The sequence below is a fragment of the Pseudomonas sp. NPDC090203 genome (genome assembly GCF_044746765.1).
GTDB lineage: Bacteria > Pseudomonadota > Gammaproteobacteria > Pseudomonadales > Pseudomonadaceae > Aquipseudomonas > Aquipseudomonas putida_AD.
The window spans coordinates 43382-68571 of sequence record NZ_JBIVCV010000001.1 but is presented as its reverse complement, the minus strand read 5'-3'; the positions used below and the strand labels follow the sequence as shown (position 1 = coordinate 68571).

Annotated in this window: 25 protein-coding genes; 9 read left to right on the top strand and 16 right to left on the bottom strand. The window is 63.6% G+C overall.

Annotated elements, in window-relative coordinates:
* Window positions 1–139: 139 nt before the first annotated feature.
* Window positions 140–1267 carry an alkene reductase gene (locus tag ACIPO9_RS00340; protein WP_274130233.1) on the bottom strand — a complete coding sequence of 376 codons (1128 nt, stop codon included), beginning with the start codon at window positions 1265–1267 and terminating at the stop codon, window positions 140–142.
* Window positions 1268–1400: 133 nt separating this feature from the next.
* Between ACIPO9_RS00340 and ACIPO9_RS00335 the strand changes: the two genes are divergently transcribed.
* Complete coding sequence (locus ACIPO9_RS00335; protein WP_400609989.1) at window positions 1401–2330, top strand: LysR family transcriptional regulator; 930 nt, start codon at window positions 1401–1403, stop codon at window positions 2328–2330.
* A 45-nt stretch (window positions 2331–2375) separates the two neighbouring features.
* Here ACIPO9_RS00335 and ACIPO9_RS00330 read toward each other — a convergent pair whose 3' ends face one another.
* Both ACIPO9_RS00330 and ACIPO9_RS00325 read right to left on the bottom strand, forming a co-directional pair.
* Complete coding sequence (locus ACIPO9_RS00330) at window positions 2376–3263, bottom strand: dihydrodipicolinate synthase family protein (RefSeq protein WP_274130229.1); 888 nt, start codon at window positions 3261–3263, stop codon at window positions 2376–2378.
* A 26-nt stretch (window positions 3264–3289) separates the two neighbouring features.
* Window positions 3290–4072, bottom strand: coding sequence for an aldolase (locus tag ACIPO9_RS00325; RefSeq protein WP_274130227.1), 783 nt, complete (start codon window positions 4070–4072; stop codon window positions 3290–3292).
* A 151-nt stretch (window positions 4073–4223) separates the two neighbouring features.
* On the opposite strand from ACIPO9_RS00325, the gene ACIPO9_RS00320 reads away from it, so the two are divergent.
* Complete coding sequence (locus tag ACIPO9_RS00320) at window positions 4224–4775, top strand: helix-turn-helix domain-containing protein (protein WP_274130225.1); 552 nt, start codon at window positions 4224–4226, stop codon at window positions 4773–4775.
* A 1-nt stretch (window position 4776) separates the two neighbouring features.
* Here the strand turns inward: ACIPO9_RS00320 and ACIPO9_RS00315 are convergent, their stop codons facing one another.
* The 6 genes from ACIPO9_RS00315 to ACIPO9_RS00290 form a co-directional block, all read right to left on the bottom strand.
* Complete coding sequence (locus ACIPO9_RS00315; RefSeq protein WP_400609985.1) at window positions 4777–5694, bottom strand: NAD(P)-dependent oxidoreductase; 918 nt, start codon at window positions 5692–5694, stop codon at window positions 4777–4779.
* Window positions 5695–5759: 65 nt separating this feature from the next.
* Window positions 5760–6599, bottom strand: coding sequence for an ABC transporter ATP-binding protein (locus ACIPO9_RS00310; RefSeq protein WP_400778087.1), 840 nt, complete (start codon window positions 6597–6599; stop codon window positions 5760–5762).
* On the bottom strand, window positions 6587–7390 hold the full coding sequence (locus ACIPO9_RS00305; RefSeq protein ID WP_274130219.1) for an ABC transporter permease: 804 nt from the start codon (window positions 7388–7390) through the stop codon (window positions 6587–6589). The genes ACIPO9_RS00310 and ACIPO9_RS00305 overlap by 13 nt, the downstream gene beginning before the upstream one ends.
* 15 nt (window positions 7391–7405) lie before the next feature.
* Window positions 7406–8392, bottom strand: a complete 987-nt coding sequence (locus ACIPO9_RS00300) for an ABC transporter substrate-binding protein (RefSeq protein WP_274130217.1) — start codon at window positions 8390–8392, stop codon at window positions 7406–7408.
* 368 nt (window positions 8393–8760) lie between these two features.
* Window positions 8761–10404 carry a GMC family oxidoreductase gene (locus tag ACIPO9_RS00295; protein WP_400778084.1) on the bottom strand — a complete coding sequence of 548 codons (1644 nt, stop codon included), beginning with the start codon at window positions 10402–10404 and terminating at the stop codon, window positions 8761–8763.
* Between the two features lie 198 nt (window positions 10405–10602).
* Entirely contained in the window at window positions 10603–12093 is a 1491-nt protein-coding gene (locus tag ACIPO9_RS00290; RefSeq protein WP_400778082.1) for an aldehyde dehydrogenase, read from the bottom strand.
* Window positions 12094–12374: 281 nt separating this feature from the next.
* Between ACIPO9_RS00290 and ACIPO9_RS00285 the strand changes: the two genes are divergently transcribed.
* Window positions 12375–13280 (top strand): LysR family transcriptional regulator, encoded by a 906-nt coding sequence (locus ACIPO9_RS00285; RefSeq protein WP_400778079.1) that lies wholly within the window; start codon window positions 12375–12377, stop codon window positions 13278–13280.
* A gap of 101 nt (window positions 13281–13381) precedes the next feature.
* On the opposite strand, the gene argE is transcribed toward ACIPO9_RS00285, so the two are convergent.
* The 3 genes from argE to ACIPO9_RS00270 all read right to left on the bottom strand — a co-directional run bounded on the left by argE (window position 13382) and on the right by ACIPO9_RS00270 (window position 16781).
* Complete coding sequence (gene argE, locus ACIPO9_RS00280; RefSeq protein ID WP_400778077.1) at window positions 13382–14554, bottom strand: acetylornithine deacetylase; 1173 nt, start codon at window positions 14552–14554, stop codon at window positions 13382–13384.
* Window positions 14547–15221 carry a DUF1028 domain-containing protein gene (locus tag ACIPO9_RS00275; RefSeq protein WP_400778075.1) on the bottom strand — a complete coding sequence of 225 codons (675 nt, stop codon included), beginning with the start codon at window positions 15219–15221 and terminating at the stop codon, window positions 14547–14549. Before ACIPO9_RS00275 ends, argE begins: the two co-directional genes overlap by 8 nt.
* Window positions 15222–15386: 165 nt before the next feature.
* Window positions 15387–16781 (bottom strand): aspartate aminotransferase family protein, encoded by a 1395-nt coding sequence (locus tag ACIPO9_RS00270; RefSeq protein ID WP_400778073.1) that lies wholly within the window; start codon window positions 16779–16781, stop codon window positions 15387–15389.
* 156 nt (window positions 16782–16937) lie between these two features.
* Here ACIPO9_RS00270 and ACIPO9_RS00265 point away from each other — a divergent pair, with 156 nt between their 5' ends.
* The 4 genes from ACIPO9_RS00265 (at window position 16938) to ACIPO9_RS00250 (ending at window position 20701) form a co-directional block, all read left to right on the top strand.
* Window positions 16938–17543 carry a TetR/AcrR family transcriptional regulator gene (locus tag ACIPO9_RS00265; RefSeq protein WP_400778070.1) on the top strand — a complete coding sequence of 202 codons (606 nt, stop codon included), beginning with the start codon at window positions 16938–16940 and terminating at the stop codon, window positions 17541–17543.
* Window positions 17544–17690: 147 nt separating this feature from the next.
* Window positions 17691–18737, top strand: coding sequence for a class I SAM-dependent methyltransferase (locus ACIPO9_RS00260; protein ID WP_400778067.1), 1047 nt, complete (start codon window positions 17691–17693; stop codon window positions 18735–18737).
* Window positions 18738–18889: 152 nt separating this feature from the next.
* Window positions 18890–20200: a flavin-containing monooxygenase gene (locus ACIPO9_RS00255; protein WP_400778065.1), complete on the top strand. Its 1311-nt coding sequence runs from the start codon at window positions 18890–18892 to the stop codon at window positions 20198–20200.
* A 66-nt stretch (window positions 20201–20266) separates the two neighbouring features.
* Window positions 20267–20701: a RidA family protein gene (locus tag ACIPO9_RS00250; protein ID WP_400778062.1), complete on the top strand. Its 435-nt coding sequence runs from the start codon at window positions 20267–20269 to the stop codon at window positions 20699–20701.
* Between the two features lie 119 nt (window positions 20702–20820).
* On the opposite strand, the gene ACIPO9_RS00245 is transcribed toward ACIPO9_RS00250, so the two are convergent.
* The 3 genes from ACIPO9_RS00245 to ACIPO9_RS00235 all read right to left on the bottom strand — a co-directional run bounded on the left by ACIPO9_RS00245 (window position 20821) and on the right by ACIPO9_RS00235 (window position 23567).
* Window positions 20821–21414, bottom strand: a complete 594-nt coding sequence (locus tag ACIPO9_RS00245; protein WP_400778059.1) for a TIGR00730 family Rossman fold protein — start codon at window positions 21412–21414, stop codon at window positions 20821–20823.
* 12 nt (window positions 21415–21426) lie between these two features.
* On the bottom strand, window positions 21427–22863 hold the full coding sequence (locus ACIPO9_RS00240) for a PLP-dependent aminotransferase family protein (RefSeq protein WP_400778058.1): 1437 nt from the start codon (window positions 22861–22863) through the stop codon (window positions 21427–21429).
* An 89-nt stretch (window positions 22864–22952) separates the two neighbouring features.
* Complete coding sequence (locus tag ACIPO9_RS00235) at window positions 22953–23567, bottom strand: FMN-dependent NADH-azoreductase (protein WP_400778056.1); 615 nt, start codon at window positions 23565–23567, stop codon at window positions 22953–22955.
* Between the two features lie 198 nt (window positions 23568–23765).
* Here ACIPO9_RS00235 and ACIPO9_RS00230 point away from each other — a divergent pair, with 198 nt between their 5' ends.
* Window positions 23766–24218 (top strand): carboxymuconolactone decarboxylase family protein, encoded by a 453-nt coding sequence (locus tag ACIPO9_RS00230; RefSeq protein ID WP_400778055.1) that lies wholly within the window; start codon window positions 23766–23768, stop codon window positions 24216–24218.
* A gap of 93 nt (window positions 24219–24311) precedes the next feature.
* Window positions 24312–24632: a multidrug efflux SMR transporter gene (locus tag ACIPO9_RS00225; protein ID WP_274130201.1), complete on the top strand. Its 321-nt coding sequence runs from the start codon at window positions 24312–24314 to the stop codon at window positions 24630–24632.
* A 185-nt stretch (window positions 24633–24817) separates the two neighbouring features.
* Here the strand turns inward: ACIPO9_RS00225 and ACIPO9_RS00220 are convergent, their stop codons facing one another.
* Window positions 24818–25072, bottom strand: coding sequence for a hypothetical protein (locus ACIPO9_RS00220; protein WP_400609957.1), 255 nt, complete (start codon window positions 25070–25072; stop codon window positions 24818–24820).
* Window positions 25073–25190 lie beyond the last annotated feature (118 nt).

The window sequence follows — 25190 nt, the reverse complement described above, 5'->3', positions numbered from 1 at the left end:
GGGTAATCCAGCCGCTGGGCGTTGTCATCCGGTCTGCCAGCCTCCCGAAACCCCGTAGCAGCACGGCTTGCCGGCGGGGGCGTCGTCAAGATCGCTCCCGCCGGCAAGCCGTGCTGCTACGGATCGGTGATCTATTCGATCAGACTGCCGCGTACGGCGGATAGTCCACATACCCTTTGGCATCACCGCCGTAGTAGGTGTCGCGATCCGGCGTGGTCAGGGGCCAGCCGTTCTTCAGGCGGGCGACCAGGTCAGGGTTGGCGATGAAGGGCTGGCCGAAACCTGCGAGGTCGATCAGGCCGGCGTCCACCAGGTCCTGCGCGCGTTCCAGGGTCATGTCGCCGGCGAGGATCAGCGCGGTGTCGCCCAGTTGTTCCTTGCAGTGTTGCAGCAGGGTGCGCAGCGCCTGTTCCTGGGCGTCGGCGCCTTCCTGGGCGAGGAAGAAGTGCGACTGGTCCATGACGTGCACGTAGGAAATGCCGCGCTGGCTCATGCCGGCGCACAGCGCCGAGTAGGTTTCGTCGATTTCCGGATAGATCGGCATGTCGAACAGTTGGCCGTAGGGCGACACGCGAATCCCGACGCGATGAGCGCCGATCCGGGCGATGACGGCGTCGACCACTTCGAACACGAAGCGCAGGCGACCTTCCAGGGTCTGGGCCGAGTAGCGGTCGCTGCGATCGTTGATCAGCGGGTTGAGGAACTGCTCGATCAGGTAGCCGTTGGCACCGTGGATTTCCACGCCGTCGAAGCCCGCGTCGATGGCGTTCTGCGCGGCCTGGGCGAAGTCTTCGACCACGCGGCCGACTTCTTCGGTGGCCAGGGCACGAGGTGTCGAGGTCGCGACGAAACCGGGCTCGCCGTCATCGGTGTAGCCGAAGGCGATGGCGCCCTGGGCCGGTTTGTCGGTGGAGCTGACCGGGGCCTTGCCGTCGATCTGGATCGAGGTGTGGGACACGCGGCCCACGTGCCACAGCTGGGCGAACATGCGTCCGCCGACGCTGCGCACCGAGTCGGTGACCAGTTTCCAGCCTGCGATCTGCTCCTGGGTGAAAATGCCGGGGTTGAACAGATAGCCCTGGCCTTCGCGGGAGATCGGCGTGCCTTCCGAGACGATCAGCCCGGCGGTGCCGCGCTGGGTGTAATGCAGCGCGATCTGCGCGGTGGCGATGTCTTGCGGCGCCCGCGAGCGGGTCATCGGTGCCATGACGAAACGGTTGTTCAGGGTCAGGCCGTTGAGGTCATAGGGGGCGAACAGGTCGATCATAAAGGGGCTCCGGCTGCGCGATGGCAGGTGGTAATGAAGAATGCAGCGATGGTAGAAGCTTGCTGAAACAGCCACAATGCAGTGCATTCGCAAAAGACCATTGCGATTTCAGCAATCGCACGGGAGCCTCGGCATGCACCTCAAAGCCCATCGTTTCTTCGCCATGGTGGCCGTGACCGGCAGTTTCTCCGCCACCGCGCGGCACTTCCAGGTGCCGGCGTCTTCGGTTTCGCGCTTCATCGCAGCGCTGGAACGTGAAGTCGGGCAGCAACTGCTGTACCGCAACACCCGCGCCGTGACGCTGACCGAGGCGGGCGAGCGCTATTACCTGCAAATCCGCGAAGTGCTGGACCTGCTGGACGCTGCCGACGAGCAAGTCACCGGCAAGGGCGGCGGGATTCGGGGTCTGGTGCGGATCAATGCGCCGGTGGCGCTGGGGCATCTGCACATCGTCAAGCTGCTGGACGGCCTGTACGAGCGCTACCCGGAATTGACCGTGGAACTGACGGTGTCGGACGTCTACATCGACCCGGTGCAGGAAGGATTCGACCTTACCTTCAGGGTCGGGCATCTGCAGGATTCGGCGCTGATCGGGCGCAAGATCTGCGATCAGCATTTCGTGCTGTGCGCCAGTCCCGCCTACGTGCAGCGGTATGGCGAGCCGAAGACTCCCGAGGATCTGCGCAATCACCAGTGCCTGGTGTACAAGGGGTCGAGCGGGGCGCAGCGCTGGCATTTGCGCAAGTCCGCAGGGGGCGCGGCGCAGGTCATCGACGTCAACGGGCCGCTGCGCAGCAACAACGCGCAGGTGCTGGTGGAGGCGGCATTGGCGGGCAGGGGGCTGGTGTTTTTCCCCACCTGGCTGTTCAGCAAGGCGCATTTCACCAGCGGTGAACTGGTCAGGCTGTTGCCCCAGTGGTGCGGCTCGGTGGAAGAAATCCCCAGCCCCATTCACCTGATTTCCCCCGAGAACCGCCTGCGGTCGCAGAAGACCCGGGCGGTCTGGGATTACTTCCTGCAGGCGATTGGCTCGCCGCCGTACTGGGACGACCTGGGCAACTGAGCGTGCCGGATGCCCGACTCGTCAGCCGGGCATCCAGCCGCGCTGTCAGCGCAGGTCAGCCAGCAGTTTTTGCAGTTGCGAGCGCGCCTGTTCCTCGAGCGGGAACACCGGCAGGCGCGGGGCGCCGGCTTCCAGGCCGGTCATGCCCAGGCCGGCCTTGATCGTCGCCGGCAATCCGCCCTTGAGGATGAACTCCAGCATCGGCAACTGCCGGTAGAACGATTCCTGCGCCCGCGACAGATCGCCTTCGAGAATGGCGTCGTAGAGGTCGAGGTTGTGTGCGGCAATCAGGTTCGGCGCCGCGGTGCACCAGCCCTTGGCCCCGGCCACGAAAGCCTCCAGCGCCAGCGGGTTGCAGCCGTTGTAGAACGGTATCTGACCTTCGCCCAGTTGCTGCAATTTGTGCATGCGCTGGATGTCGCCAGTGCTCTCCTTGACCATGGTCACGTTTTCCACCGCACGCACGATCTTCAGGATCAGGTCCACCGACATGTCGGTGCCGCTGGTGGCCGGGTTGTTGTAGAGCATGATCGGCGTTGCGATGCTGTCGCCGATGGCCTGGTAGTGCTGCAGGATTTCCTTCTCGCTGAGCTTCCAGTACGAGGCCGGCAAGACCATCACCGCATCGGCGCCGCGGGCTTCGGCAAAACGGGCCCGCTGGATGGCCTTGGCGGTGGTGAGGTCGGACACGCTGACGATCACGGGTACCCGCTTGTTGACGTAGCCAGTGCTGAATTCGGCGACTTCCTGCCATTCGGCGTCGCTCAGGTAGGCGCCTTCGCCGGTGCTGCCCAGTGGCGCGATGGCGTGCACGCCGCCTTCGATCATGCGGTCGATGGAAGCGCCCAGGGCGGCAAGGTCAAGGCCGGTGCCGTCAGCGCTGAACGGGGTGATGGTGTAGCCGATGATGCCGTGGATATCAGGGGTAGACATGTGCAGTGCTCCAGATTTCGATGGGGTCAGGCGAGGCAGTCGACGTGCTGGCGCAGGGTGCGGCGCACGTAGTAATTGAAAGCGGCGGCGTGGCGTCGTGGCCGGGAAATCCAGTCATGGGCTTCGTTGCCAAGGGCAGGCGGGATGGGCTGGATTTCACCCGCCGACATCGCCAGTAACTGCAACCTGGCAGCGCGCTCGATCAGCACCGAAATCACGCAGGCTTCTTCCACGGTGCTCCCGGTGGACAACTGGCCGTGGTGGGAGAGCAGCACCGCGCGTTTGTCGCCCAGGGCGGCGGAGATGATCTCGCCTTCTTCGTTGCCCACCGGCACCCCGGGCCAGTCCTTGAGGAAGGCGCAGTCGTCGTAGAGCGGGCAAAGGTCCATGTGCGAGACGGCCAGGGGCACTTCGAGCATCGACAATGCAGCGATGTGCGTGGGGTGCGTGTGGATGATGCACTGCACGTCCGGGCGGGCGCGGTAGACCCAGGTGTGGAAGCGGTTGGCCGGGTTGGGCATGCCGTGGCCTTCGAGCACTTCGAGGTCTTCGTTGACCAGCAGCAGGTTGCTGGCGGTGATTTCATCGAAGCCCAGGCCCAGTTGCTGGGTGTAGAACGTGCCCGGTTGCTCGCCGCGGGCGGTGATCTGGCCGGCCAGGCCTGAGTCATGTCCGTTGTCGAACAGGATGCGGCAGGTCAGCGCCAGCTTCTGGCGGATCGTCCAGGTGTTGTCTTTTAACGTAGTATCCATCTTTGCGTTGGAACGCGAGATGAGGTGTTCTTTCGAGAGTTCCAGAGTGGTGGCCATTGCAGGGTCCTCTGCAGCTAAGGTCGGGGTCATTCGGGTGAAGGCCGGTGAGAGGGCTTTCAGGGTTTGAAATGACACAAAACAATCCTAATGACACAAAGTGTCATTGGCAATGCATAATTTTGCCGTTCGACGGAAAAAGTCTTTATCCATGTCCATTCGTTTGAAGCTGCTGCGCAAGAAAATGGGGGTCACGCTGGAGGCGTTGGCTGAAAGCTCCGGCATGACAAAGAGCTACCTGTCCAAGGTCGAGCGTGGCCTGAACACGCCCTCGATTGCCGCTGCGCTGAAGCTCGCCAAGGCCCTGCACGTCAATGTCGAGGACCTGTTCAGCGAGAGCGAGGCGAACATCGATGGCTACAGCCTGGTGCGCCACGACCAGCGCCGCCTGCTGACCAACAGCGAGCAGGGCTCAAGCTATGCGGTGCTGGCCCATCAGGTCAGTGACCGCAACCTGCTGCCGTTCATGATGTCGCCGCCCGCCGAATTCGCCGGCACCACCTTCAAGGAGCACGTGGGCGAGGAGTTTCTGTTCGTCCACGAAGGCCGCGTCGAGGTGGACTTCATGAACGAACGGGTGATTCTCGAACGCGGCGACGCACTGCACTTCAACGCGCAGAAACCTCACAGACTGCGCTCAGTGGGCGAGGTGCAGGCGCAACTGCTGGTGGTCGTGCACAGCGAGAAGGACGACGACGCCTGAGCTAAACCGGGTTGCGCCGTTCCTCGACCTCGGCCAGCACGGCCAGGTCTTTCTCGCCGTCGCCGTGATCGACGGCATCCTTGAGGTTGGCGCGGATCATGTCGGCGCTGGGCATCTGCACCGACACCTGGCTGGCGGCGGCGAGGATCAGGTCCACGTCCTTGAGGCCCAGCACGGCCTTGAATGCGGCGGGTTCGTAGCGGCGTTCACCGATCAGCGCGCCGTAGCCGGAATAGACCGGCCCGGTAAAGATGGTGCTGGACACCAGGTCCACCAGATCCGCCGATTTCAGGCCGTGGCGGGTGACCAGCACCGACGCCTCGCTCATGGCCTGCACCGCTGACACCAGCAGGAAGTTGGTCGCAAGCTTCATTGCATTGGCGGCGGAGGCTTTCTCGCCCAAGCGCCAGGTCTTGCGCCCGATCAGATCAAGCAGCGGCTGTACCTTGTCGATGGCTGTTTCAGGCCCGGCCGCGAGGATGTTCAGTTGCGCGGCAGCGGCGACATTGGGGCGGCCCATCACCGGTGCGGCGATGTACTCGACGCCTTGGGCCTGATGCAGCCCGGCCAGTTCGTCGGCGAAGGTGACGGCGATGGTCGCCAGGTTGACGTGGATCAGCGGCGCCTTGAGTTGCTTGAGCAACCCGGAATCGATCAGCACCGAACGCAGGGCCTTGTCGTCGGCCAGCATGCTGAACACCACGTCGGCAGCGAACGCCTGGGCCGGCTCGGCGACAGCCTGCGCGCCGAGTTCCACCAAAGGCTCAGTGGCCTTGGGCGAGCGGTTCCAGACCAGCAGTTGATGGCCGCCCTTGAGCAAGTTGGTGGCGATGGCCTGACCCATGTTGCCCAGACCCAGGAAACCGATTTTCATCCGATGTACCTCGTGAACGGCGAGAGTGATGCGCAACTCTAGCACTGCGAGGCATTACGCGCGGTCATACCAAAGTGTCGGAGAGGGCGCGTCCGTTGCGCCCGTCGGGTTCAATCCAGATGCTCTTCGGGGCCGTCGTGCAGCAGGTGGAAGATGTTGCGCTTCATGCGGATGAATTCCGGGTCCATGACCATGTCCAGGTTGCGCGGACGGCCCATGGGCACGTCGAGCACTTCCTTGATCCGGCCGGGGCGCGCGCCCATGACGAAGATGCGGTCGCCCAGCAGGATGGCCTCGTCGATGTCGTGGGTGACGAACAGCACGGTCTTCTTGCTGTGCTCCCAGACCTTGAGCAGCAATTGCTGCATGTGCAGGCGGGTCTGGCTGTCGAGGGCGCCGAACGGTTCGTCCATCAACAGGATCTGCGGGTCGTTGGCCAGAGCGCGGGCGATGGCCACGCGCTGCATCATGCCCCCCGACAGTTGCTTGGAGTAGTTGTCGGCAAAGCGCAGCAGGCCCACTTCGTTGAGGTAGAACTCGACGATCTCCTTGCGTTCGGCGGCAGGCATGCCACGGCGCTTGAGGCCGAACTCGATGTTCTTGCGCACGGTCAGCCAGGGGAACAGGGTGTAGCCCTGGAACACCATGCCGCGGTCCGCTCCGGGGCCGTCTACCTGCTGGCCGCCGACATAGATGTCCCCCGAAGTCGGTTCGGCAAGGCCTGCGGTGAGGTACAGAAGGCTCGACTTGCCGCAGCCCGACGGGCCAACCAGCACAGCGAACTGCTGGTCGGGCACATCGAAACTGACCTTGTCCAGCGCGGTGAAGGTGCTGCCCGATGGGGTCTTGTATTGCAGCGTGACGTTGTCCACCCGCAGACGCGGCGTGGCAGGCGCTGGCACTGGCATCGGCTGCAGACGGAGCGGTGAGGTTGCGGTTACTGAGCCCATGCGGCCACCTTCAGGCGAAGAAGTCGGAAAAGTTGATCGGTAATCAGGCCCAACAGGCCGATGACAGCGATCGCCAGGAAAATCACGTCAACCTGAAAGCCGCGCATGGCCTTGAGGCTCAGGTAGCCCAGGCCGCTGGAAGCCGCAACCAGTTCGGCCACCACCAGGTAGGTCCAGGCCCAGCCCATGGTCACCCGCAGGGTGTCGAGCACACCGGGCAGTGAGGCCGGCGCGATGACGTGCAGCACGGCATCGGTGCGGCTGGAGCCCAGGGTGTAGGAGGCGTTTATCAGGTCTTTGGAGATGCCCTTGGAGACGTCGGCAATCATCACCAGTTGCTGGAAGAACACACCGAAGATGATGATGGAGACACGCTGCTCCAGGCCGATGCCGATCCACAGGATGAACAGCGGCACGAAGGAGGTCACGGGCAGGTAGCGGATGAAGTTCACCAACGGTTCGAGAAACGCCTGCACCACCCGGAAGCTGCCCATCATCAGACCGATGGGTACGGCCACCACCGAGGAGATGATGAAGCCGACCATCACCACCTCGACGCTGGCCCACACGTGCGGCCCCAAGGTGCCGTCATGGGCCAGGCGCATGGCTGCGTCGAACACAGCCCCGGGCGTGGGCAGGAACATCGCCGGCACCACGCCGCCGTAGGAAAGGATCGCCCACAGGCCGATCAGCAGGGCCCAGGCCAGGCCGCTGGCGCTCCAGATCACCTGCACCGGCAGGCTGGTCTTGGGCGTGAGGCAGCGGTTGAGCCACGAATTGCGCTTGGACATGACGTGCTCCTGAAATTATTTCGGGCTGATGTAACGGTTGTCGACCAGCTCGTTGAAGCTGACGTTGAACGGCTTGCCCTGCAGCTCGCTGGCGGTTTCGTTTGCCAGCTTGATGACGTCCGCCGCATCGCCGCTGGTGCCGTTGCTGCCCAGCAGTTTTTCGCTCATGGCCTGGTCATAGAAGCGCACGCCCTTGGCCGCGGCTTCCAGCTCCTTCGGATCGGCCAGGTATCCACCGACGCCCTTGGCCATGATCGCGTAGGCCTCTTTCGGATGGTCCTTGGTGTATTGCACGGCCTTGTACAGACCGGCCACCAGGGCCTTGACGTCTTGTGGCTGTTTCTCGATGACCTCGCAGCTCAGGGCCACCACATCGACGATCACGCCGGGGGTCGAGCTGCTGTCCACCAGCACCTTGCCTTGCTGCTTGTTGCGCACGCCGGTCAGGTGCGGCTCCCAGGTCACGGCGGCAGGCACGCGCCCGGCGATGAAAGCGGTGGCGGCGTCGTCGGCGGTCATGTTCTGGATGGTCAGGTCGCTCATCTTCATGCCGGCGTTTTTCAGCAGGTAGTTGAGCCAGAATTGCGAGACCGAACCTTCGTTGACGGCCACGGCCTTGCCCTTGAGGTCTTTGAGGCTGGTCACGTCCTTGCCCACCAGCACGCCGTCGCCGCCGTGGCTTTCATCGAGTGCGGCCACGGCCTTGAAGCAGAATTGCGGGCGGTACTTGAGGATTTCATCGATGGTGGAGGCCGAGCCGGACAACTGGCCGGAGGCCTGGGCGGCCATGTACATCGAGGCCTCTTCGATGGTCGGCAGTTCGACGGTCAGGCCCTGTTCCTTGAAGTAGCCAAGGTCTTGAGCCAGGTACAGGGTGCCGTAGCCGACCCAGGTGGTATGACCGATGGACAGGGTGCCGGCCTGGGCGCCGCTGGCAATGCCGGCAGCCAGGGCCGTCACGGCCAGCGGACGCACACAACGCGATACGAAAGACTTGATCATGGAGCACTCCCGGATTGGTGTTTTTTAAAATCGTTATTCACGGGGCAGTGGGGCTAGACGCCAAAAACAGACAACGCTTGTGGCCTCTGACGGACCTTTTGCCTCTGTGGGGCGAAGTTGATGTTGGCCGATGTCGAGGGATAGGAAAATTAGTAAATATGTGGTCCCTGATGAGGAAAAAACTGGGGTAAAAATCGTGCGCGAAGGTGGGGCGAGAGCGGGTTGAAATGCCCCATAAACACGCGGTGTATGAAATTCTGGGGGAGCGGGCTTGCCCGCGATGGTGGTGGTTCGATCACCCTCGATGTATCAGACCGGACGCATTCGCGGGCAAGCCCGCTCCCACAGAAATTTTCATGAGTGACCTGTTACGGGGTTTGTGGCGCGGTGGCGAGGATGTGATTGTCGTGCGACGTGGCCGGGGATGCGGGGCGCAGGATGATGTGCGCGGCTTTCTCGCCGATCATGATGCACGACGCGTTGGTGTTGCCGCTGATCAGCGTCGGCATGATCGAGGCATCGACCACGCGCAAGCCCTGGATGCCATGCACCTTCAATTCGGGATCGACCACCGCCATCGAATCGGTGCCCATCTTGCAGGTGCCCACCGGGTGGAACACGGTGGCGGAGTAGTCGCGCACGTAGGTCATCAACTGCTCATCGGTCTGCACCTGCGCGCCGGGCAGCATCTCCTTGCCGCGTATCTCGTCGAACGACTGATCGGCGAGGATCTTGCGCGCAAGCTTCAACCCCTCCACCAATACCTTCGCGTCCTCGGGATCGGACAGGAAATTGAAGTCGATCACTGGCTTCCCATCCCGCCCCAGACGGATTTCGCCGATGCTCTTGGGGCGCAGCACGCAGGTGTGCACGGCATAGCCATGGCCCCATTCGAACAGCCGCCCGCGATGGCTGCGATAGCCCGGCACGAAGTGGAATTGCACATCGGGCAGCGAGTCAGCCAATGGCGTGCGGGCGAAGCCTCCGGCTTCAACGTAGTTGGTGGTCAGCCAGCCCTTCCTGCGCGCCACGTAACGCAACGGCGAGAGCAGAATGCTCGGCAGCGAGCCCAGGGAAAACCCCAGCGTCACCGGGCTTTTCGAGCGTACGGTCACCAGTCCGTCGAGGTGATCCTGCAGGTTCTTGCCGACGCCCGGCAGGTCATGCTCGACCCTGATGCCTGCGTTGCGCAGATCGCTCGCCGGGCCTATCCCCGAGGCCAGCAACAGACTCGGGCTGCCTAAGGAGCCTGCCGACAGAATCACTTCGCGCCGAGCCTTCAATGCCATCGGCTGACCGTCGCACACCACCTTCACGCCCTTGGCGACCCGTTGCTCGATCATCACCGATTGCACAGTGCAGTCGGTGATGATCGTCAGGTTAGGGCGCTCCAGCACGGGGGCGACGAACGCGCGATAACTCGACAGCCGTCGGGCGTTTTTCTGGGTGAGGTTGTAGAGGCCGCAACCTTCCAGATGTTCGCCGTTGAAGTCGTCGTTGTGCCGAATGCCCACCCGCTGCGCCGCCTTGACGAACAGCCGCGACACCGGATTGGGATCTCGCGCCGCCTCGACATGCAACTCGCCGGCGGTGCCGTGAAGACGCGGGTCCTGGCCCAGGCGGTTGTTCTCTGACTTCTTGAAGAACGGCAGCACGCCGTTCCAGTCCCAGCCGGGGCAACCGGCCTGTGCCCAGCGGTCGTAATCGCTGGCGTGACCACGGATGTAGATCATGCTGTTCATCGAGCTAGAGCCGCCCAGCGCCTTGCCACGCGGGGTGTGCAGGGAGCGGCCGTTGAGGTTTTTCTGCGGCGCCGAGAAGAAATTCCAGCTGTATTTGCGGCTCTTGTACAGCGTGATGGTCCCGGCGGGCGTCTGGATGCGCAGACTGTTGTCATGGCCGCCGGCTTCGATCAGGCACACGCGCACGGACGGATCCGCGCTCAGCCGGTTGGCCAACACGCAACCGGACGACCCGGCGCCGACGATGATGTAGTCGTATTCGGTGTTCATGGTGGGGTACTCGGAAGTTGAAACGCGCCGCCATTCGCGTAGCAGTCCGGCTTGCCGGCGACGGCGATCATGAGGCCGCCGACGCCGGCAAGCCGGACTGCTACGGGTATAGGTCGGACCTCAACCCTGTAGGAGCGCGCTTGCCCGCGACGGCGTCCTTGGGATCGCCGACGCCGGCAAGCCCGACTGCTACGGGGATTAGCGCAACTGAAACCAGGTGGTCTTCAATTGGGTGTATTTGTCGAACGAGTGCAGCGACAGGTCGCGGCCGAAGCCCGATTGCTTGCCGCCGCCGAAGGGCACGCAGACGTCCAGCGCGTCCACCGTGTTGACCGACACCGTCCCTGCATTCAGGCGGCTGGCCACGCGGTGGGCGCGGTTGAGGTCGTCGCTCCAGACCGACGCCGCCAGGCCGTAGATGTGATCGTTGGCCATCTGCACCGCCTGATCCTCATCATCGAACGGAGTGATCGCCAGCACCGGACCGAACACCTCTTCGCGAGACAGGCGCATGTCGCAGGTCACGCCGGTGAACAGCGTGGGCTGGATGAAATTGTCCGACCCGTTGATCGACACCCGATCACCGCCCGCCACCAACTGAGCGCCACTGGCGCCGGCATCGGTGATGTAATCCATCACCCGTGCCGCCTGAGTGGCGTCGACGATAGCGCCCATCTTGCTGGCCGGATCCAGCGGGTCACCGGGTTGCCATTGTTTGGCCTTGTCGATTATGCGCTCGACGAACTCATCGTGAATCGAACGCTGCACCAGCAGCCGCGAGTTCGCCGAGCAGACCTCACCCTGATTGAAGAAGATCCCGAACGCGGCCTTTTCGGCGGCCAGATCCAGGTCCTGACAATCGGCGAACACCAGGTTCGGGCTCTTGCCGCCGCATTCGAGCCACACCTGCTTGAGGTTCGATTGCCCGGCGTACTGCATGAAGTATTTGCCGACCTGGGTGGAGCCTGTGAACACCAGCGCGTCAACGTCCGGGTGTAGACCCAGGGCGCGACCTGCCTGCTCGCCCAGGCCCGTGACGACGTTGAACACGCCTTCGGGCACCCCGGCCTCCAGCGCCAGTTCGGCCAGGCGCAGAGCAGAGAACGGCGATTGCTCGGCAGGTTTGAGAATCACGCTGTTGCCCGCTGCCAGCGCGGGTGCGAGTTTCCAGGCGGCCATGTCCAGCGGGAAGTTCCACGGCACCACGGCGGCGATCACCCCCAGCGGCGCCCGGGTGATGGTGGCCAGGGTGCCGGGGCCGGTCGGCGCGACCTGATCGTAGAGTTTGTCCAGGCTTTCGGCGTACCAGGCGAACACATGGGCAGCGCCGGGCACGTCGATGTTGAAAGCGTCCATCACCGGCTTGCCCATGCTCAGGGAGTCGAGCAGCGCCAGTTCTGCACGATGGGCCAGAATCAGCTCGGACAAGCGCAGCAGCGTCGCCTTGCGCTCCCGTGGCTGCATGCGTGCCCAGGGGCCAGTGGCGAAGCTCTTGCGAGCGGCGCGCACGGCGAGGTCCACATCGGCGTCCGCGCAGGCCGCAACTTTGGCCAGCAGTGCGTTGGTGGCCGGGTTGATCACGGCGAAGGTCTCACCGCTCAGCGCCTGGTGGCTCTTGCCCGCGATGTTGGCCGTATCGATCAAGCGTTGGTTTTGTGCCAGGCGCTGCCAGCTTTTCAAGTCCGTCACTGCTCACTCCCCGATGGCCTCTGTGGGCCATGTCAGTTATCCGTGGTGCCGATAGTGGAGGATGTGGGGAGGCCAGGAAATGAGGAAAAATGTCTTCGCTATCGATAAAAAAACTCGCCAGTTACGCACTACGCTGGTGCTGTCGTGCACCACATTCTTACAGCAGGGCGGGGCAGGTTTTTTAGCCTCAATGGTGAGGAATTTGCTTGTTTCTCCCAAACCTCTGACGTCGCAGAATAACGCACGATCCGGGTCACGGTTCAATCAAGTTTGAGGTAGCAATGGCAGCCTACAACCTGCGACAACTCAAGTATTTCGTCACCACGGTGGAGTGCGGCAGCGTTGCCGAGGCTTCGCGCAAGCTCTACATCGCCCAGCCGTCGGTCTCGACCGCGATCAAGCACCTGGAAGAAAGCTTTGCCGTGCAGCTGTTCATCCGCCACCACGCCCAGGGGGTGTCGCTGACGCCCAGCGGCGCGCGCTTCTACCGCAAGGCGCAGGAGCTTTTGCGGGTGGCTCACGAGTTCGAACAGAATGCCCTGGCCGACAACGACGTGGTGGCCGGGCAGATCGACATCGGCTGTTTCGAGACCGTTGCGCCCTTGTATTTGCCGCGCCTGATCGCAGGCTTCAGGGACCGCTGGCCCGGGGTGGAAATCCGCATTCGCGATGGCGAGCAACAGGAGCTGGTGCAGGCGCTGACGTCGGGCAGCATCGACCTGGCGATTCTCTACGAGCACGATCTGGACAGCACCATCGACACCGTGTCGCTGATGGCGCCGCAGCAGCCCTACGCGCTGTTGCCCGAGGGCCATCGCTTCGCCCATCAGGCAAAGGTGTCGCTCAATGATCTGGTGCTTGAGCCCATGGTGCTGCTGGATGTGCAACCGAGCCGTACGTACTTCGTGAGCATCTTCGAAGAGCGCGGGCTGACGCCGCACATCCAGTTCAGCTCGCCGTCCATCGAGATGGTCCGGGGCATGGTGGGGCGCGGGTTTGGCTTCTCGATCCTGGTGACCCGGCCTACGTCGGACTACACCTATGACGGGCAGAAACTGGTGTGCGTACCGCTGGCCGAACAGGTCACCGGGTCGGGCCTGTCGGCCGCCTGGCTGCGCCGCGCGCAATTGACCAAGCCGGCGCAGTTGTTCGTGGATTATTGTCAGGAAGAACTGGCGCCGAAATGACCGACCACCGCAGCCCGTAGCAGCACGGCTTGCCGGCGGGAGCGGTGGATCATTCGATATCGCGGTGCCTGACACACCGCCCCCGCGGGCAAGCCCGGCTGCTACGGGATTGCGGGGGACTGGAGGCTTTCGATGATTCTCTGCAGCATCGCATCGCACGCCTCAAGCTGCGCGACGCTGACGAACTCGTCGGGTTTGTGGCCCTGATCCATGCTCCCTGGCCCGCAGACCACTGTCGCAATGCCGATGGCGTCGAACAATCCGCCCTCGGTGCCGAAGGCCACGGTGGTGAAGGCGTCCGAGCCGCAGAACTGTGCGATCAACTGCGCCGCCTGGCTGTTCGCATCGGTGGCCAGACCCGGATAGGCCGACAACTGCGTGAAGCGGATATCGGTTTCGGGGTGCACCGCCTGCATGCGCGGCAGCACCTGCTCTGTCGCGTATTGCTGCAATTGCCGGGCAACCTGCAGCGGATCGTCGGCGGGCAGGGCGCGCACTTCAAAATCGAAGCGGCAATCGGCAGGCACGATGTTCAACGCCTTGCCGCCGCTGATGACGCCCGTCTGCACGGTGGTGAAGGGCGGATCGAAGCGAGCGTCGTGCCGCTCAGGGCTGCGCAGCCCGGTGCCGATGCGCCCCAGTTCGCCGATCAGTTCGGCCGCGTATTCGATGGCATTCACCCCTTGGGGCGCGTACGCCGAATGGCAGGCCGCGCCATGCACGTCGCAGCGCATCGCCAGCTTGCCCTTGTGCCCGAGCACGGGCTTGAGTTCGGTAGGTTCACCGATGATGCACAGCAGTGGCTTGACCGGGCGCCGCTCAAGCTCGGCGAGCAGCGAGCGCACGCCCAGGCAGCCGACCTCTTCGTCATAGGACAGCGCAATGTGCACCGGCATCCGCAACGGCGCGGCGAGCAGGGCAGGCACCGCTGCCAGGACGCAGGCGATATAGCCTTTCATGTCCGCTGTGCCGCGTCCGAACAGCTTGCCGTCACGTTCGCTCAATTCGAACGGCGCCACCGTCCAGGGCTGACCGTCCACCGGCACCACATCGGTGTGGCCGGACAGCACGATGCCCGGACGATCCGCAGGGCCAATGGTGGCGAACAGGTTGGCCTTGCTGCGCGTGTCGTTGTAGATCAGCTCGCAGGGCACATCAAACTGCGCCAGATAATCGCGCACGAATTCGATCAGTTGCAGGTTCGACTCACGACTGGTGGTGTCAAAACCCACCAGGGTGGCCAGCAGTTCCTTGCTGCGGATGACGTCACTCATCGCCCGGCACGCCATAGCTCGGGGCCTTGGTCGGATCCAGTGCGCGGGTGATGTAGTCCTGCATCTGCGGGCGGTAGTCGGCCCACAACTGCGCGAGCTTGCCGATGGGGTCCTGGTCTGCCCAGTCGACGCGCAAATCGATGATCGGCCAGGTCAGCTCACCCACCACCACCAGGGCCGCCGAATGCACCGGGCCTGCTTCACCCCCGGCGGCCACCGCAGCCTGCATGGCTGCGATCAACCGGTCGGCGAGCTGGCCGCCGCTGTTTTCGAAGGTCTGCACCAGAGTTTCGATCACGGCGCGGTCAGCCAGCATGTTGCCTGCGCCTACGCATTGATCCCCTGAGATCGCGTTGTGCGTGCCCAGGGTCTGGCTGCCGCTGAAGTGCGCGGTCTGGCCCAGGTGGTCGATGGCGGTGAGCTGGCGAAACTGGCTGTAGCCATTGCGGGTCAGTGCCTGGTCCAGCGCCTGGGCGGGCGACAGGCCGCTCTCCATCTGATCCAGCACTTGCGGGCCGAGGGCCGGGAGGGTGATGTTCTGCGTGGCGACAGCGCCGACCCCAGGCCGCAGCCAGGGGCAGCGGGCGCCGACGGCAATGCTGGAGGAGCTGATGGCGATGCCCAGTTGACCGGTTTCGGCGCAGCGGCCGACGATGGAAAACGTCATGGTGTGTTCGTCCTGTTTCGTCCTGACCTGCCATCCCGCGCTCCGGCAGTGCAACTGAATCTGCCGGGGCGCGGAATGGGACATGGCTGCATTCTCCAGATGCGCTGGCGCCTGCGAAACGAGGTTTTTTGTGGAGCCTGATTACCTAAAAACTTCTCAGCAGGATTAAAGGCGGCCGTACTCCCGGGCGGTGCGGTCCACGGCGATGCGGGTCTTGTCCACCAGTTCGTCCAGCTCGGCACGGGTGGCGATCAGCGCCGGGGCCATGATCATGCGGCCCAGGGTCGAGCGGATGATGATGCCCTCCTCGAAACCAATGGTGCGGCAGCGCCAGGCGATGTCGTTCTCGTTGGCGAAGCGCTTGCGCGTGGCCTTGTCTTCGGCGAACTGCAACGCCGCCACCAGCCCCACACCCTGAACCTCGCCCACCAGCGGATGATTGCCGAACACCTCGCGCAGGCAGGTCTGCAGATACGGTCCGGTGTCGTTCTTCACTTGGGTGACCACGCCTTCGTCGCGCAGGGCCTTGAGGTTGGCGATGGCCACAGCCGCAGCCACGGGATGTCCGGAGTAGGTCAGGCCATGGGCGAACACGCCGCCTTTCTCCACCAGGGCCTCGGCCATGCGCCGCGACAGTATCAGGCCGCCCATGGGGATGTAGCCCGAGGTCAGGCCCTTGGCGATGGACAGGGTGTCAGGCTCGAACCCCAGGGCCTGGTGGGCGAACCACTCGCCGGTACGCCCGAAGCCGCCGATCACCTCATCGGCGCACAGCAACACGTCATATTTGCGGCAGATGCGCTGGATTTCCGGCCAGTAGGTCGCAGGCGGGATGATCATGCCGCCTGCGCCCTGGAAGGGTTCGGCGACAAAGGCGGCGACCTTGTCGGCGCCCAGTTCCAGGATCTTGTCTTCCAGTTGGCGAGCCGCGCGCAGGCCGAACTCTTCGGGGCTCAGGTCGCCCTCGTGGGCGAACCAGTAGGGCTCGTCGATGTGAGCGACGTCCGGGATGGTGCCGCCCATTTCATGCATGAACTTCATGCCGCCCAGCGCCGTCGCCGCCAGGGTCGAGCCGTGGTAACCGTTCCAGCGGCCAATCATGACCTTCTTCTCTGGCTTGCCCATCACCTGCCAGAACTTGCGCACGGTGCGGATCAGCACTTCGTTGGCCTCGGAACCGGAGTTGGTGTAGATCGCGTGGCTGTAGTGGGGCGGCAGCAGACTGAACAGCAGCTCGGACAGCTCGATCACCGCCGGGTGAGTGGTGTGGAAGAACATGTTGTAGTAGGGCAGTTGCTCAAGCTGGGCGCTGGCCGCCGCGGCCAGATCCTTGCGGCCATAACCCAGGTTGGTGCACCACAGGCCCGACATCCCGTCCAGATAGCGCTTGCCATCGTTGTCCCACAGCGCCAGCCGTTCGCCTCTGACCATCACGCGCGGGCCTTCTTCGTTGAGGGCTTTCTGGTCAACGAATGCGTGAATGTGGTGGGCGGCATCGGACGCCTGATAGTCGCTTGTGCTGCGGCTGCTGTTGCGTTCGGTATCAAGTTCGATGGACATGACGCTTCTCCTGGCTGACGGCGCCCTTCGGTAGGGGTGCGGGCTGTGTTGTGTAATAAGTTTTGTCAGCTAAAAATATTTTTGTAAAGAAAATATTTGTGGAGAAAAAGCGGATTCCGTAACCTGACCGCTACGATTCCCCATGCCAGAGCCCCCATGACCGGATTGCGAGAAAGGCAGAAAGAGCAGCGTCGCCACGACATCGCCCAGGCCGCCCTTGCCTTGTTCAAGGCCAATGGCTTCGCCGCCACGACCCTTGAGCAGATCGCCAGCCAGGCAGGGGTGTCGGCGCCTACGGTGGTGAACTACTTCGGCGGCAAGCAGGAGATCCTGCTCACACTGCTGAAGGCCCCGGACGAGCAGGCCATGAGCGAGGCGCGGGCCAACCTGGGTGAAAACTCAGACCCGCTGGAGGCCCTGTGCGAACTCGAAGGCCTGATGACGCGCTATCAGCTCCAGGCCATGCCGGCCTCGCTCTGGCGAGAGCTGGCGCCGTATCTGTTCACCGGCGAGTTGGCCGAAGCCTTCGGGCCATGGAACGCGGCGGTGGTCGAGGCTGCTCGGTCGTTGCTGGTGCATTTCCAGCAGTTGGGCAAGGTTCGCCCGTCAGTTGACGTCGAGGTCGCGGCGACCCTGTTCAACCAGTACGCCAACCTGGCCTTCATTCGTCTGGCGACCGAGGGCGAACCTGACCGCGAGGCCCACGCCAGGCACATGCGCAGTGTGTTGGGGTTGATCTGCCATGGCATGTTGAGCGAGTGAGCTGACCGCAGGTCTATGCTGCCTTCGCTCAGGGTCTAGACTTACAGGCCTTCCCCAACCGGGGCCAAGATCATCTGGCCACCGCCAGCAGCTTTCAGGTCCGCCAATGCCCGTGCCGACGATGGCCTTCCTACAGGAGGGCAGGAAATGGACGAGGCCAAACTTCAGGAATTCATGGGCAGGCTGGTGTCCGACATGGGCGCTGCGGCGATGCTCGCCAATGTCATCCTCGGCGACGAACTGGGGCTGTACAAGGCCATGGCCGACAGCCAGCCGGTGACACCCGACACGCTCGCCAGCCGCACCGGCTGCAACCCCCGACTGATCAAGGAATGGCTCAGTGCCCACGTGGCATCGGGCTACATGGAGCATCATGACGGGCAATTCGTGCTGCCCGAAGAACAGGCGCTGGCCCTGGCCATCGAGGATTCTCCGGTGTACGTCGCGGGCGGCATCATGGTGGTGGCGTCGATGTTCCACGACAAGGACAAACTGGTGGCCGCCATGCGCGGTGACGGCGCGCTGGCCTGGGGCGATCACCATCCGTGCATGTTCAGCGGCACCGAGCGCTTCTTCAGGCCGGGGTACAAAAGCTTTCTGGTCGGCCACTGGCTGCCGGCGCTGGACGGCGTGGTTGCCAAGCTTGAAGCGGGCGCGAAAGTGGCCGATATCGGCTGTGGCCACGGTGCCTCGACCATCGTCATGGCCAAGGCCTTTCCAGCCTCGCAGTTTGACGGCTTCGACTACCACGAGCCGTCCATCGCCACTGCCACGGACCGCGCCAGAGAAGGCGGTGTCAGCGATCGCGTGAACTTCGCCCAGGGCACGGCGAAGGATTACCCCGGCAAGGATTACGACCTGGTGTGCTATTTCGATTGCCTGCACGACATGGGCGACCCGGTCGGTGCAGCCAGGCACGCCTACCAGTCGCTGAAGCCGGACGGCACGGTGTTGCTGGTCGAGCCCTACGCCAATGACAGCCTCGATCAGAACATCAACCCCGTCGGGCGCCTGTTTTACGCCGCCTCGACCTTCATCTGCACGCCCAATTCGCTGTCTCAGGAGGTCGGCCTCGGGCTGGGCGCGCAAGCCGGTGAGACCCGGCTGCGTGGTGTGTTTGTCCAGGCAGGTTTCACCCACTTCAGGCGTGCGGCCGAGACCCCCTTCAATCTGATCCTGGAGGCGCGAAAGTAACGTTCAGGCAGAACGCCCGGCGCGAGGCTGCGTCGGGTGTGCGGCCCATCCCCCTAGCTTTTTCCTGCTCTGCGACGACAAAAATCATAATTTCGCTATCCCCTGATCCTGCACAGAATGCGCCCACACCCGCCTTCGTGAAGGACACAGGTATGACAGCTGCAAACATAGACATCGATACGCTCGTGGTAGGCGCAGGTCAGGCTGGCGTGGCCATGAGCGAGCACTTGAGCAAACTGGGCATTGCGCACCTGGTCCTTGAACGCAACCGGATTGCCGAAGCCTGGCGCACCGGGCGCTGGGATTCGCTGGTCGCCAACGGGCCGGCCTGGCACGATCGTTTTCCGGGGCTGGAATTCGACGACCTGAGTCCTGATGCCTTCGCGTCCAAGGAGCGGGTCGCCGCTTATTTCGAAGCCTATGCGCGCAAGTTCAAGGCGCCCATCCGCACAGGTGTCGAAGTGCGCAAGGTGACGCGCAATGTCGGTCGGCCAGGTTTCACGGTCGAGACGTCCGAAGGCGTGATTGCCGCCAGTCGCGTGGTGGTGGCCACAGGGCCTTTCCAGCGCCCGGTGATCCCGGCCATTGCCCCCAAGGACGAACGCCTGACGCAGATTCATTCCGCGCAATACCGCAACCCGCAGCAACTGCCCGAAGGCGCGGTGCTGGTGGTCGGGGCCGGATCTTCCGGAACGCAGATCGCCGATGAATTGCAGCGCGCCGGCAGACAGGTCTATCTCTCGGTGGGCCAGCATGACCGGCCACCGCGGGCCTATCGCAACCGGGATTTCTGCTGGTGGCTGGGGGTGCTTGGCGAGTGGGATCAAGCGGCGATGAAGCCGGGCAGGGAGCACGTGACCATCGCGGTCAGTGGCGCCCACGGCGGGCGTACCGTGGACTTTCGCGAGCTGGCCCAGCGCGGCATGAAGCTGGTGGGCGTGACCCGTTCGTTCGACAACGGCGTGGTCAGCTTTCAGCCGGACCTGGCCGAGAACCTGGCGCGGGGCGACGAAAACTACCTGGCCGTGCTTGACGCAGCCGATGCCTACATCGAACGCAACGGCCTGGACCTGCCCCTGGAGCCTGAAGCGCGCCGCGTGTTCCCGGATCCGGAATGCGTGCGCAACCCGCTGCTTGAACTGGACCTGGCCAAGGCCGGGATCACCACGATCATCTGGGCGACCGGCTTTGCCACGGACCATAGCTGGCTGAAGGTCGATGCGTTCGACGCCAAGGGCAAACCGCAGCACCAGCGCGGCGTGTCGACTGAACCCGGCATCTATTTCCTCGGCCTGCCATGGCAGTCGCGGCGCGGGTCGTCGTTTATCTGGGGCGTGTGGCACGACGCCAAATACGTGGCCGACCACATCGCCACCCAGCGCCAGTACCTGACCTATCGCGATGCAGCCGAGCGCAAGGCGCTGGAGGTTGTTCCAGTGGTGGCGTCCGTCGTCAGCGCCTGAATCTTGTCATCCGCGCTCATAGGTTAACCCCGGCGCGGCGATTATCACCTGTTCAAGGAATCTCACATGGCACAGCCGACCCATACCCGCATTCGCATGTTCAACACCAAGGAAACCTATCCCAATCAGTCGCTGGACAATGACCTTTGCCAGGCGGTTCGCGCCGGCAACACCATCTACGTGCGCGGCCAGATCGGCACCGATTTCGAGGGCAACCTGGTCGGCTTGGGTGATCCGCGTGCCCAGGCCGAGCAGGCGATGAAGAACGTCAAGCAGTTGCTGGAAGAGGCGGGCTCGGACCTGTCGCACATCGTCAAGACCACCACTTACATCATCGACCCGCGCTATCGGGAGCCGGTGTATCAGGAGATCGGCAAGTGGCTCAAGGGCGTGTTCCCGATTTCCACGGGGCTGGTGATTTCCGGGTTGGGGCAACCGCAGTGGCTGATGGAGATCGACGTGATCGCCGTGGTGCCGGATGACTGGCAACCGGCGCGCTGAGGTCTACGGGTGAGGCGTTCTCAAGATCGCTCCCGCGGGCAAGCCCGGCTGCTACGGAGTCGTGGAGGTAGGGTTCACAGCGGACCCGTAGCAGCGCGGCTTGCCGGCGGGGGCGTCCTCTAGATCGCTGCGCAAGCCGGATCGATCCATTTGTTCACGGTAGGGGCCTGCCACTGCTCAAGGGCGTCGAGCAATGCGCTGGGCTCGGCAGCGAAGATCAGCATCTCGCTGTGCTCGACCTTCATGAAACCTTCGCTGACCGAATGCGCGAGCAGGGTGCGCACCGGGGTAAAGAATTCATTGACGTTCAGGCAGCCCAAGGCTTTGCTGTGCTCGCCCAGTTGGGTCAGCGTGGCTACCTCGAACAGCTCTTCGAAAGTGCCAAGGCCTCCCGGCAGGGCGATGAAGGCGTCGGCACAGTCACTCATGCGGGCCTTGCGGCTGCGCATGTCCGGGGTGACTTCATGGCGGGTCAATCGGCTGTGCAGGTGCCCGAGTCCAAACAACCGCTCGGTGATGATACCGACCACTTCGCCGCCTTCGGCCAGTACCGTGTCGGCCATCACCCCCATCAACCCCTTGTCGGTGCCGCCGTAGACCAGGCGCAGGCCACGTCGGGCGATCTCCCGGCCCAGCGCTTGCGCCCCTTGGGCATACGCCGGGCTGAAACCGAAGTTGGAACCGGAAAATACTGCAATGCTCTTGAGGCTCATGATGATCCTTGCTCAGGGTTCGGAAGGGGTCTGTGACAGCAGCGCCAGAATGCGCTCGCCCAGTTGCTCGGCTGCAGCCTGCGATTCGATGTTGGCGAAGCCCAGCAACAGGCCTTGTGCCCTGGTGCTGGCGATGCTCCATTCACTCAGCGCCTCGGCATAAATCCCTGCCTGACGCAGGCGTTCGGCCAAGGCTATGTCGGACTGATCCCCGTTAAACCGCAAAATCAGATGCATGCCGCCGGGCTGTGCGTCGATCCGGATCTGCTCGCCCAACACGCTCTGCAGGCCTCTGGCCGTGGCCTCCCGACGCTCGGCGTAAAGCTTGCGCATGCGCAGGATATGCCGGGCGAAGTGCCCCTCGGTCAGGAAGGTGGCGACGATGGCCTGGGTCAGCTCCGGACAGTGGCCGAGAAACAGTTGACCGACCTGCTCGAAGCGTTCGACCAGTGCAGCAGGGACCACCAGATAGCCGATACGAATTCCGGGAAACAGCACCTTGCTGAAGGTTCCTGCGTACAGCACCCGTGCGTGACGGTCCAGGCTCTTGAGCGCCGGCAGCGGACGGCTGACGTAGCGGTACTCGCCATCATAGTCATCCTCGACAATCCAGGCGTCGTGCTCGCGGGCCCAGTCCAGCAGCGCCAGGCGGCGGGGCAGGGAAAGCGAAACGCACAGCGGACTCTGATGCGCGGGCGTCACCACGGCAGCCCGGGCCATGAGTGGCGCGCTCACGACCTGGGCGACGATCAGGCCGTCGCCGTCCACGGCGATCGGTACCGGCTGCATGCCCAAGTGGCCGAGCAATTGCCGGGTCGGCAGGTACCCCGGATCCTCGACGAACACTTTGTCGCCGGGTGTGAGCAACGCCTGAGCGATCAGTGTCAGGGTGTTGCGATAGCCTGCGGTCACGAATACCTGCGCCGAGGTGCAGTCGATGCCTCGGGACATATGCAGGTAACCGGCGATGGCCGTGCGCAGGGATTCCAGGCCATACGCGGTGGGGTGGGCCATGTCCTGCAAGCGGGTGGCGCGCACGCAGCGGGCGCCGATCTGCGCCCAGATCTTGCGCGGGAATGCATCCAGCGCCGGCACTGCCATCTGAAACGGGAGCAGTGGCGGCCTGTCCCGTACTGACGGGCTTTCGTAGGCAGCCCGGACCTGTTGCGATGCTTTGAGCACCTGTGAAGCCACGCCTGCGCTGACCACCGTCCCGGCCTGCCCGCGAGTCTGCAGGTAGCCTTCGGCGGTCAGCAGGGCATAGGCGGAATCGACGGTGCCCCTGGCCAGTCCCAGTTCCTTGGCCAATGCCCGGGCAGCAGGCACGCGCTCGCCGGGGCTGAGCACGCCTTCACCGATGGCGGTGCGAACGCGCCAGTAAATCTGCCGGTAGATCGGCTCCGTGGACGCAGGGTCAAGGGGCGAAAAACGCTGGGCGGACGATGTCATGGCGTACTCACAGGCGTGTCGTGGGCAGGCTGCACGGCATCCCATTGTGGGCGACCGGCACCGCTTGCGCCAATGCAGGCCAGTTTCGATCAGGCATATCGGGACGAGGCGAAGTGTGCGTGCAGTGCTTCATCGGCCTGGTTCCTGGCTTCGTCGATGGCCTGGGGTCCCATTGCGGTGCCTTGTACCGAGAAGAGTCTCAAATCGTGCAGGCCGATCATGTTCAGCACGTCGCGCAGATACGGCGTCAGGTAGTCCGGCTGTCGCGCACGTTCTCCGGAAAACCGCCCTCCGGACGCGATGGCGATGTACACGGGCCGGTCCGGCAGCAGGGCGGTCTTGCCTTGGGCGCTGATGGTGAACGTACGGCGCACCCGGGCAACGTGATCGATCCAGGCTTTCAGGGCCGATGGCAGGCTGAAGTTGTGCATCGGGGTACTGATGACCAGCACATCGGCCTGTTCCACCTCGGCGATAAGCTGGTCGGACAACGCCAGGGAACCGCCTTCTGACACATCGGCGGTGGACTGCTGGGACGTCGCGTAGCTGCCATCGACATGAGGCAGGTTCTCGCCGCCGACAAGCCGGGTTACCACCTGGGCCGACGGTTCGCGGTTCAACAGGCGCTCGATGATGTTGCGGGCCAGGCGACTGCTCTCGGACGCAGGTCCCCGGGGACTACAGCTTACGTGCAGGATGTTCATGTCTGACTCTTGATGGAGGTAAATCGGACCTACACGGTAAGCGGCCCATGCCCCAGCCAAAAGAGCCAAGAACCGACAGATCGACTGGGCCAAGTCCGGGCATCAATGGACCAGTCCGAAATGCAGATCTTGGACCTTTAGCGCTGGGCCAAGACACTCGAACATGGCGCCTCCATTCAGCCCCTTCGAGGCAATTTCATGAGCAATCGCATCAACTATTCCGCCGTGTCGCCAGACATCTACAAAGCCTTCGGCAACGTCTACGGTTCAGTGCTGCAGTGTGGGCTGGCCAAGGAACTGGTTGACCTGGTCTACTTGCGCGTATCCCAGATCAACGGCTGCGCATTCTGCATCGACATGCACTCCCGCGACCTGCTCAAGCAAGGCCTGAGCGTGGAGAAACTGGTGCTGGTGCCGATCTGGCATGACGCCGGCCAACTGTTCACCGCGCGTGAGCAGGTTGCACTGTCCTGGGCCGAAACCGTCACTCGCGTCGCCGAAACCGGCGTTCCGGATGCCGACTACCAGGCGGCGCTGGCCGAGTTCGGCGACAAGGGCCTGGCTGACCTGACCTATGCCATCGGCCTGATGAACGCCTTCAACCGCTTCGGCGTGGCTTTCCGCCCGGCACCGGCTGCGGTCAACGCCTGACACCTGGGTGATCGCACCGCCTGTGTGTGGTCACCGCACCTTCCATCGCTCGCCGGCATCGTGCCCGGCGGGTCGCCTTGCGGGTATACGAACATGGCATGGGTTTTACTGAGTCTGGCCGGGCTTCTGGAAATCGGATTTGCCCTGGCGATGAAAGCGTCTGAAGGCTTCACTCGCCTGACCCCGGCGCTGTTTACCGTGGGCGCAGGCGTTTCGAGCGTGATCATGCTGTCGATGGCTTTGCGCACGCTACCGGTGGGCACCGGCTACGCCGTCTGGACTGGCATCGGCGCGGCCGGCACCGCGATCGTCGGCATGGCCCTGCTCGGCGACAGCGCAGCTCCGTTGCGCGTGCTGTGCATCCTGCTGATTCTGGCGGGTGTTATCGGGTTGAAACTGGTGTCGGCGAGTTGATGGGGAAGGGGGGGCCGTGTTCACCGCATAACCCGTAGCAGTCCGGCTTGCCGGCGACAGCGATCTTGAGGTCGTCACGCCGGCAAGCCGGACTGCTACAGAGTCGCGCAGGTAGCGTTCACCGCAAACCCGTAGCAGCACGGCTTGCCGGCGGGGGCGTACTGGAGGTCGCCGCCCAAGCTCGATCAATACCGCTGAAATTGCGAACCGAACTCCGAGCGCACCTCGGCCACGGTTTCGGCGTTCTTCGCGTCGAAGGTCACCGATGCGGTCTGGAAGGCTTTCAGGTGATCGGCGCCATCAGCGGCGACCTGCTCCTGTGTGACCGGGGCGCTGATCTGGGCGCCCTGGTACTGCTTGAGGTGCTCTGCGCCATCGGCGGCAAACACGTTGGCGGCCAGGACAGACAGGGCGATGCTGAGAAGGATCTGACGTTTCATGGTGTGAACTCCTGCAATGGGTTTTCAAGGTTTGGTTAGCGTCGCCGTTGAAGTGGGCTGCGCTGTTCGACGTGCCTAGTAAACCGTGCAGGTGTATCGGGTCTGTGTCCGGGATCGG

Bases quoted from the DNA above. Each gene is read 5' to 3' on its own strand.
- ACIPO9_RS00340 (WP_274130233.1), bottom strand. From the start codon at position 1,267: ATGATCGACCTGTTCGCCCCCTATGACCTCAACGGCCTGACCCTGAAC.
- ACIPO9_RS00335 (WP_400609989.1), top strand. From the start codon at position 1,401: ATGCACCTCAAAGCCCATCGTTTCTTCGCCATGGTGGCCGTGACCGGC.
- ACIPO9_RS00330 (WP_274130229.1), bottom strand. From the start codon at position 3,263: ATGTCTACCCCTGATATCCACGGCATCATCGGCTACACCATCACCCCG.
- ACIPO9_RS00325 (WP_274130227.1), bottom strand. From the start codon at position 4,072: ATGGCCACCACTCTGGAACTCTCGAAAGAACACCTCATCTCGCGTTCC.
- ACIPO9_RS00320 (WP_274130225.1), top strand. From the start codon at position 4,224: ATGTCCATTCGTTTGAAGCTGCTGCGCAAGAAAATGGGGGTCACGCTG.
- ACIPO9_RS00310 (WP_400778087.1), bottom strand. From the start codon at position 6,599: ATGGGCTCAGTAACCGCAACCTCACCGCTCCGTCTGCAGCCGATGCCA.
- ACIPO9_RS00305 (WP_274130219.1), bottom strand. From the start codon at position 7,390: ATGTCCAAGCGCAATTCGTGGCTCAACCGCTGCCTCACGCCCAAGACC.
- ACIPO9_RS00300 (WP_274130217.1), bottom strand. From the start codon at position 8,392: ATGATCAAGTCTTTCGTATCGCGTTGTGTGCGTCCGCTGGCCGTGACG.
- ACIPO9_RS00295 (WP_400778084.1), bottom strand. From the start codon at position 10,404: ATGAACACCGAATACGACTACATCATCGTCGGCGCCGGGTCGTCCGGT.
- ACIPO9_RS00285 (WP_400778079.1), top strand. From the start codon at position 12,375: ATGGCAGCCTACAACCTGCGACAACTCAAGTATTTCGTCACCACGGTG.
- argE (WP_400778077.1), bottom strand. From the start codon at position 14,554: ATGAGTGACGTCATCCGCAGCAAGGAACTGCTGGCCACCCTGGTGGGT.
- ACIPO9_RS00275 (WP_400778075.1), bottom strand. From the start codon at position 15,221: ATGACGTTTTCCATCGTCGGCCGCTGCGCCGAAACCGGTCAACTGGGC.
- ACIPO9_RS00270 (WP_400778073.1), bottom strand. From the start codon at position 16,781: ATGTCCATCGAACTTGATACCGAACGCAACAGCAGCCGCAGCACAAGC.
- ACIPO9_RS00265 (WP_400778070.1), top strand. From the start codon at position 16,938: ATGACCGGATTGCGAGAAAGGCAGAAAGAGCAGCGTCGCCACGACATC.
- ACIPO9_RS00260 (WP_400778067.1), top strand. From the start codon at position 17,691: ATGGACGAGGCCAAACTTCAGGAATTCATGGGCAGGCTGGTGTCCGAC.
- ACIPO9_RS00255 (WP_400778065.1), top strand. From the start codon at position 18,890: ATGACAGCTGCAAACATAGACATCGATACGCTCGTGGTAGGCGCAGGT.
- ACIPO9_RS00250 (WP_400778062.1), top strand. From the start codon at position 20,267: ATGGCACAGCCGACCCATACCCGCATTCGCATGTTCAACACCAAGGAA.
- ACIPO9_RS00245 (WP_400778059.1), bottom strand. From the start codon at position 21,414: ATGAGCCTCAAGAGCATTGCAGTATTTTCCGGTTCCAACTTCGGTTTC.
- ACIPO9_RS00240 (WP_400778058.1), bottom strand. From the start codon at position 22,863: ATGACATCGTCCGCCCAGCGTTTTTCGCCCCTTGACCCTGCGTCCACG.
- ACIPO9_RS00235 (WP_400778056.1), bottom strand. From the start codon at position 23,567: ATGAACATCCTGCACGTAAGCTGTAGTCCCCGGGGACCTGCGTCCGAG.
- ACIPO9_RS00230 (WP_400778055.1), top strand. From the start codon at position 23,766: ATGAGCAATCGCATCAACTATTCCGCCGTGTCGCCAGACATCTACAAA.
- ACIPO9_RS00225 (WP_274130201.1), top strand. From the start codon at position 24,312: ATGGCATGGGTTTTACTGAGTCTGGCCGGGCTTCTGGAAATCGGATTT.
- ACIPO9_RS00220 (WP_400609957.1), bottom strand. From the start codon at position 25,072: ATGAAACGTCAGATCCTTCTCAGCATCGCCCTGTCTGTCCTGGCCGCC.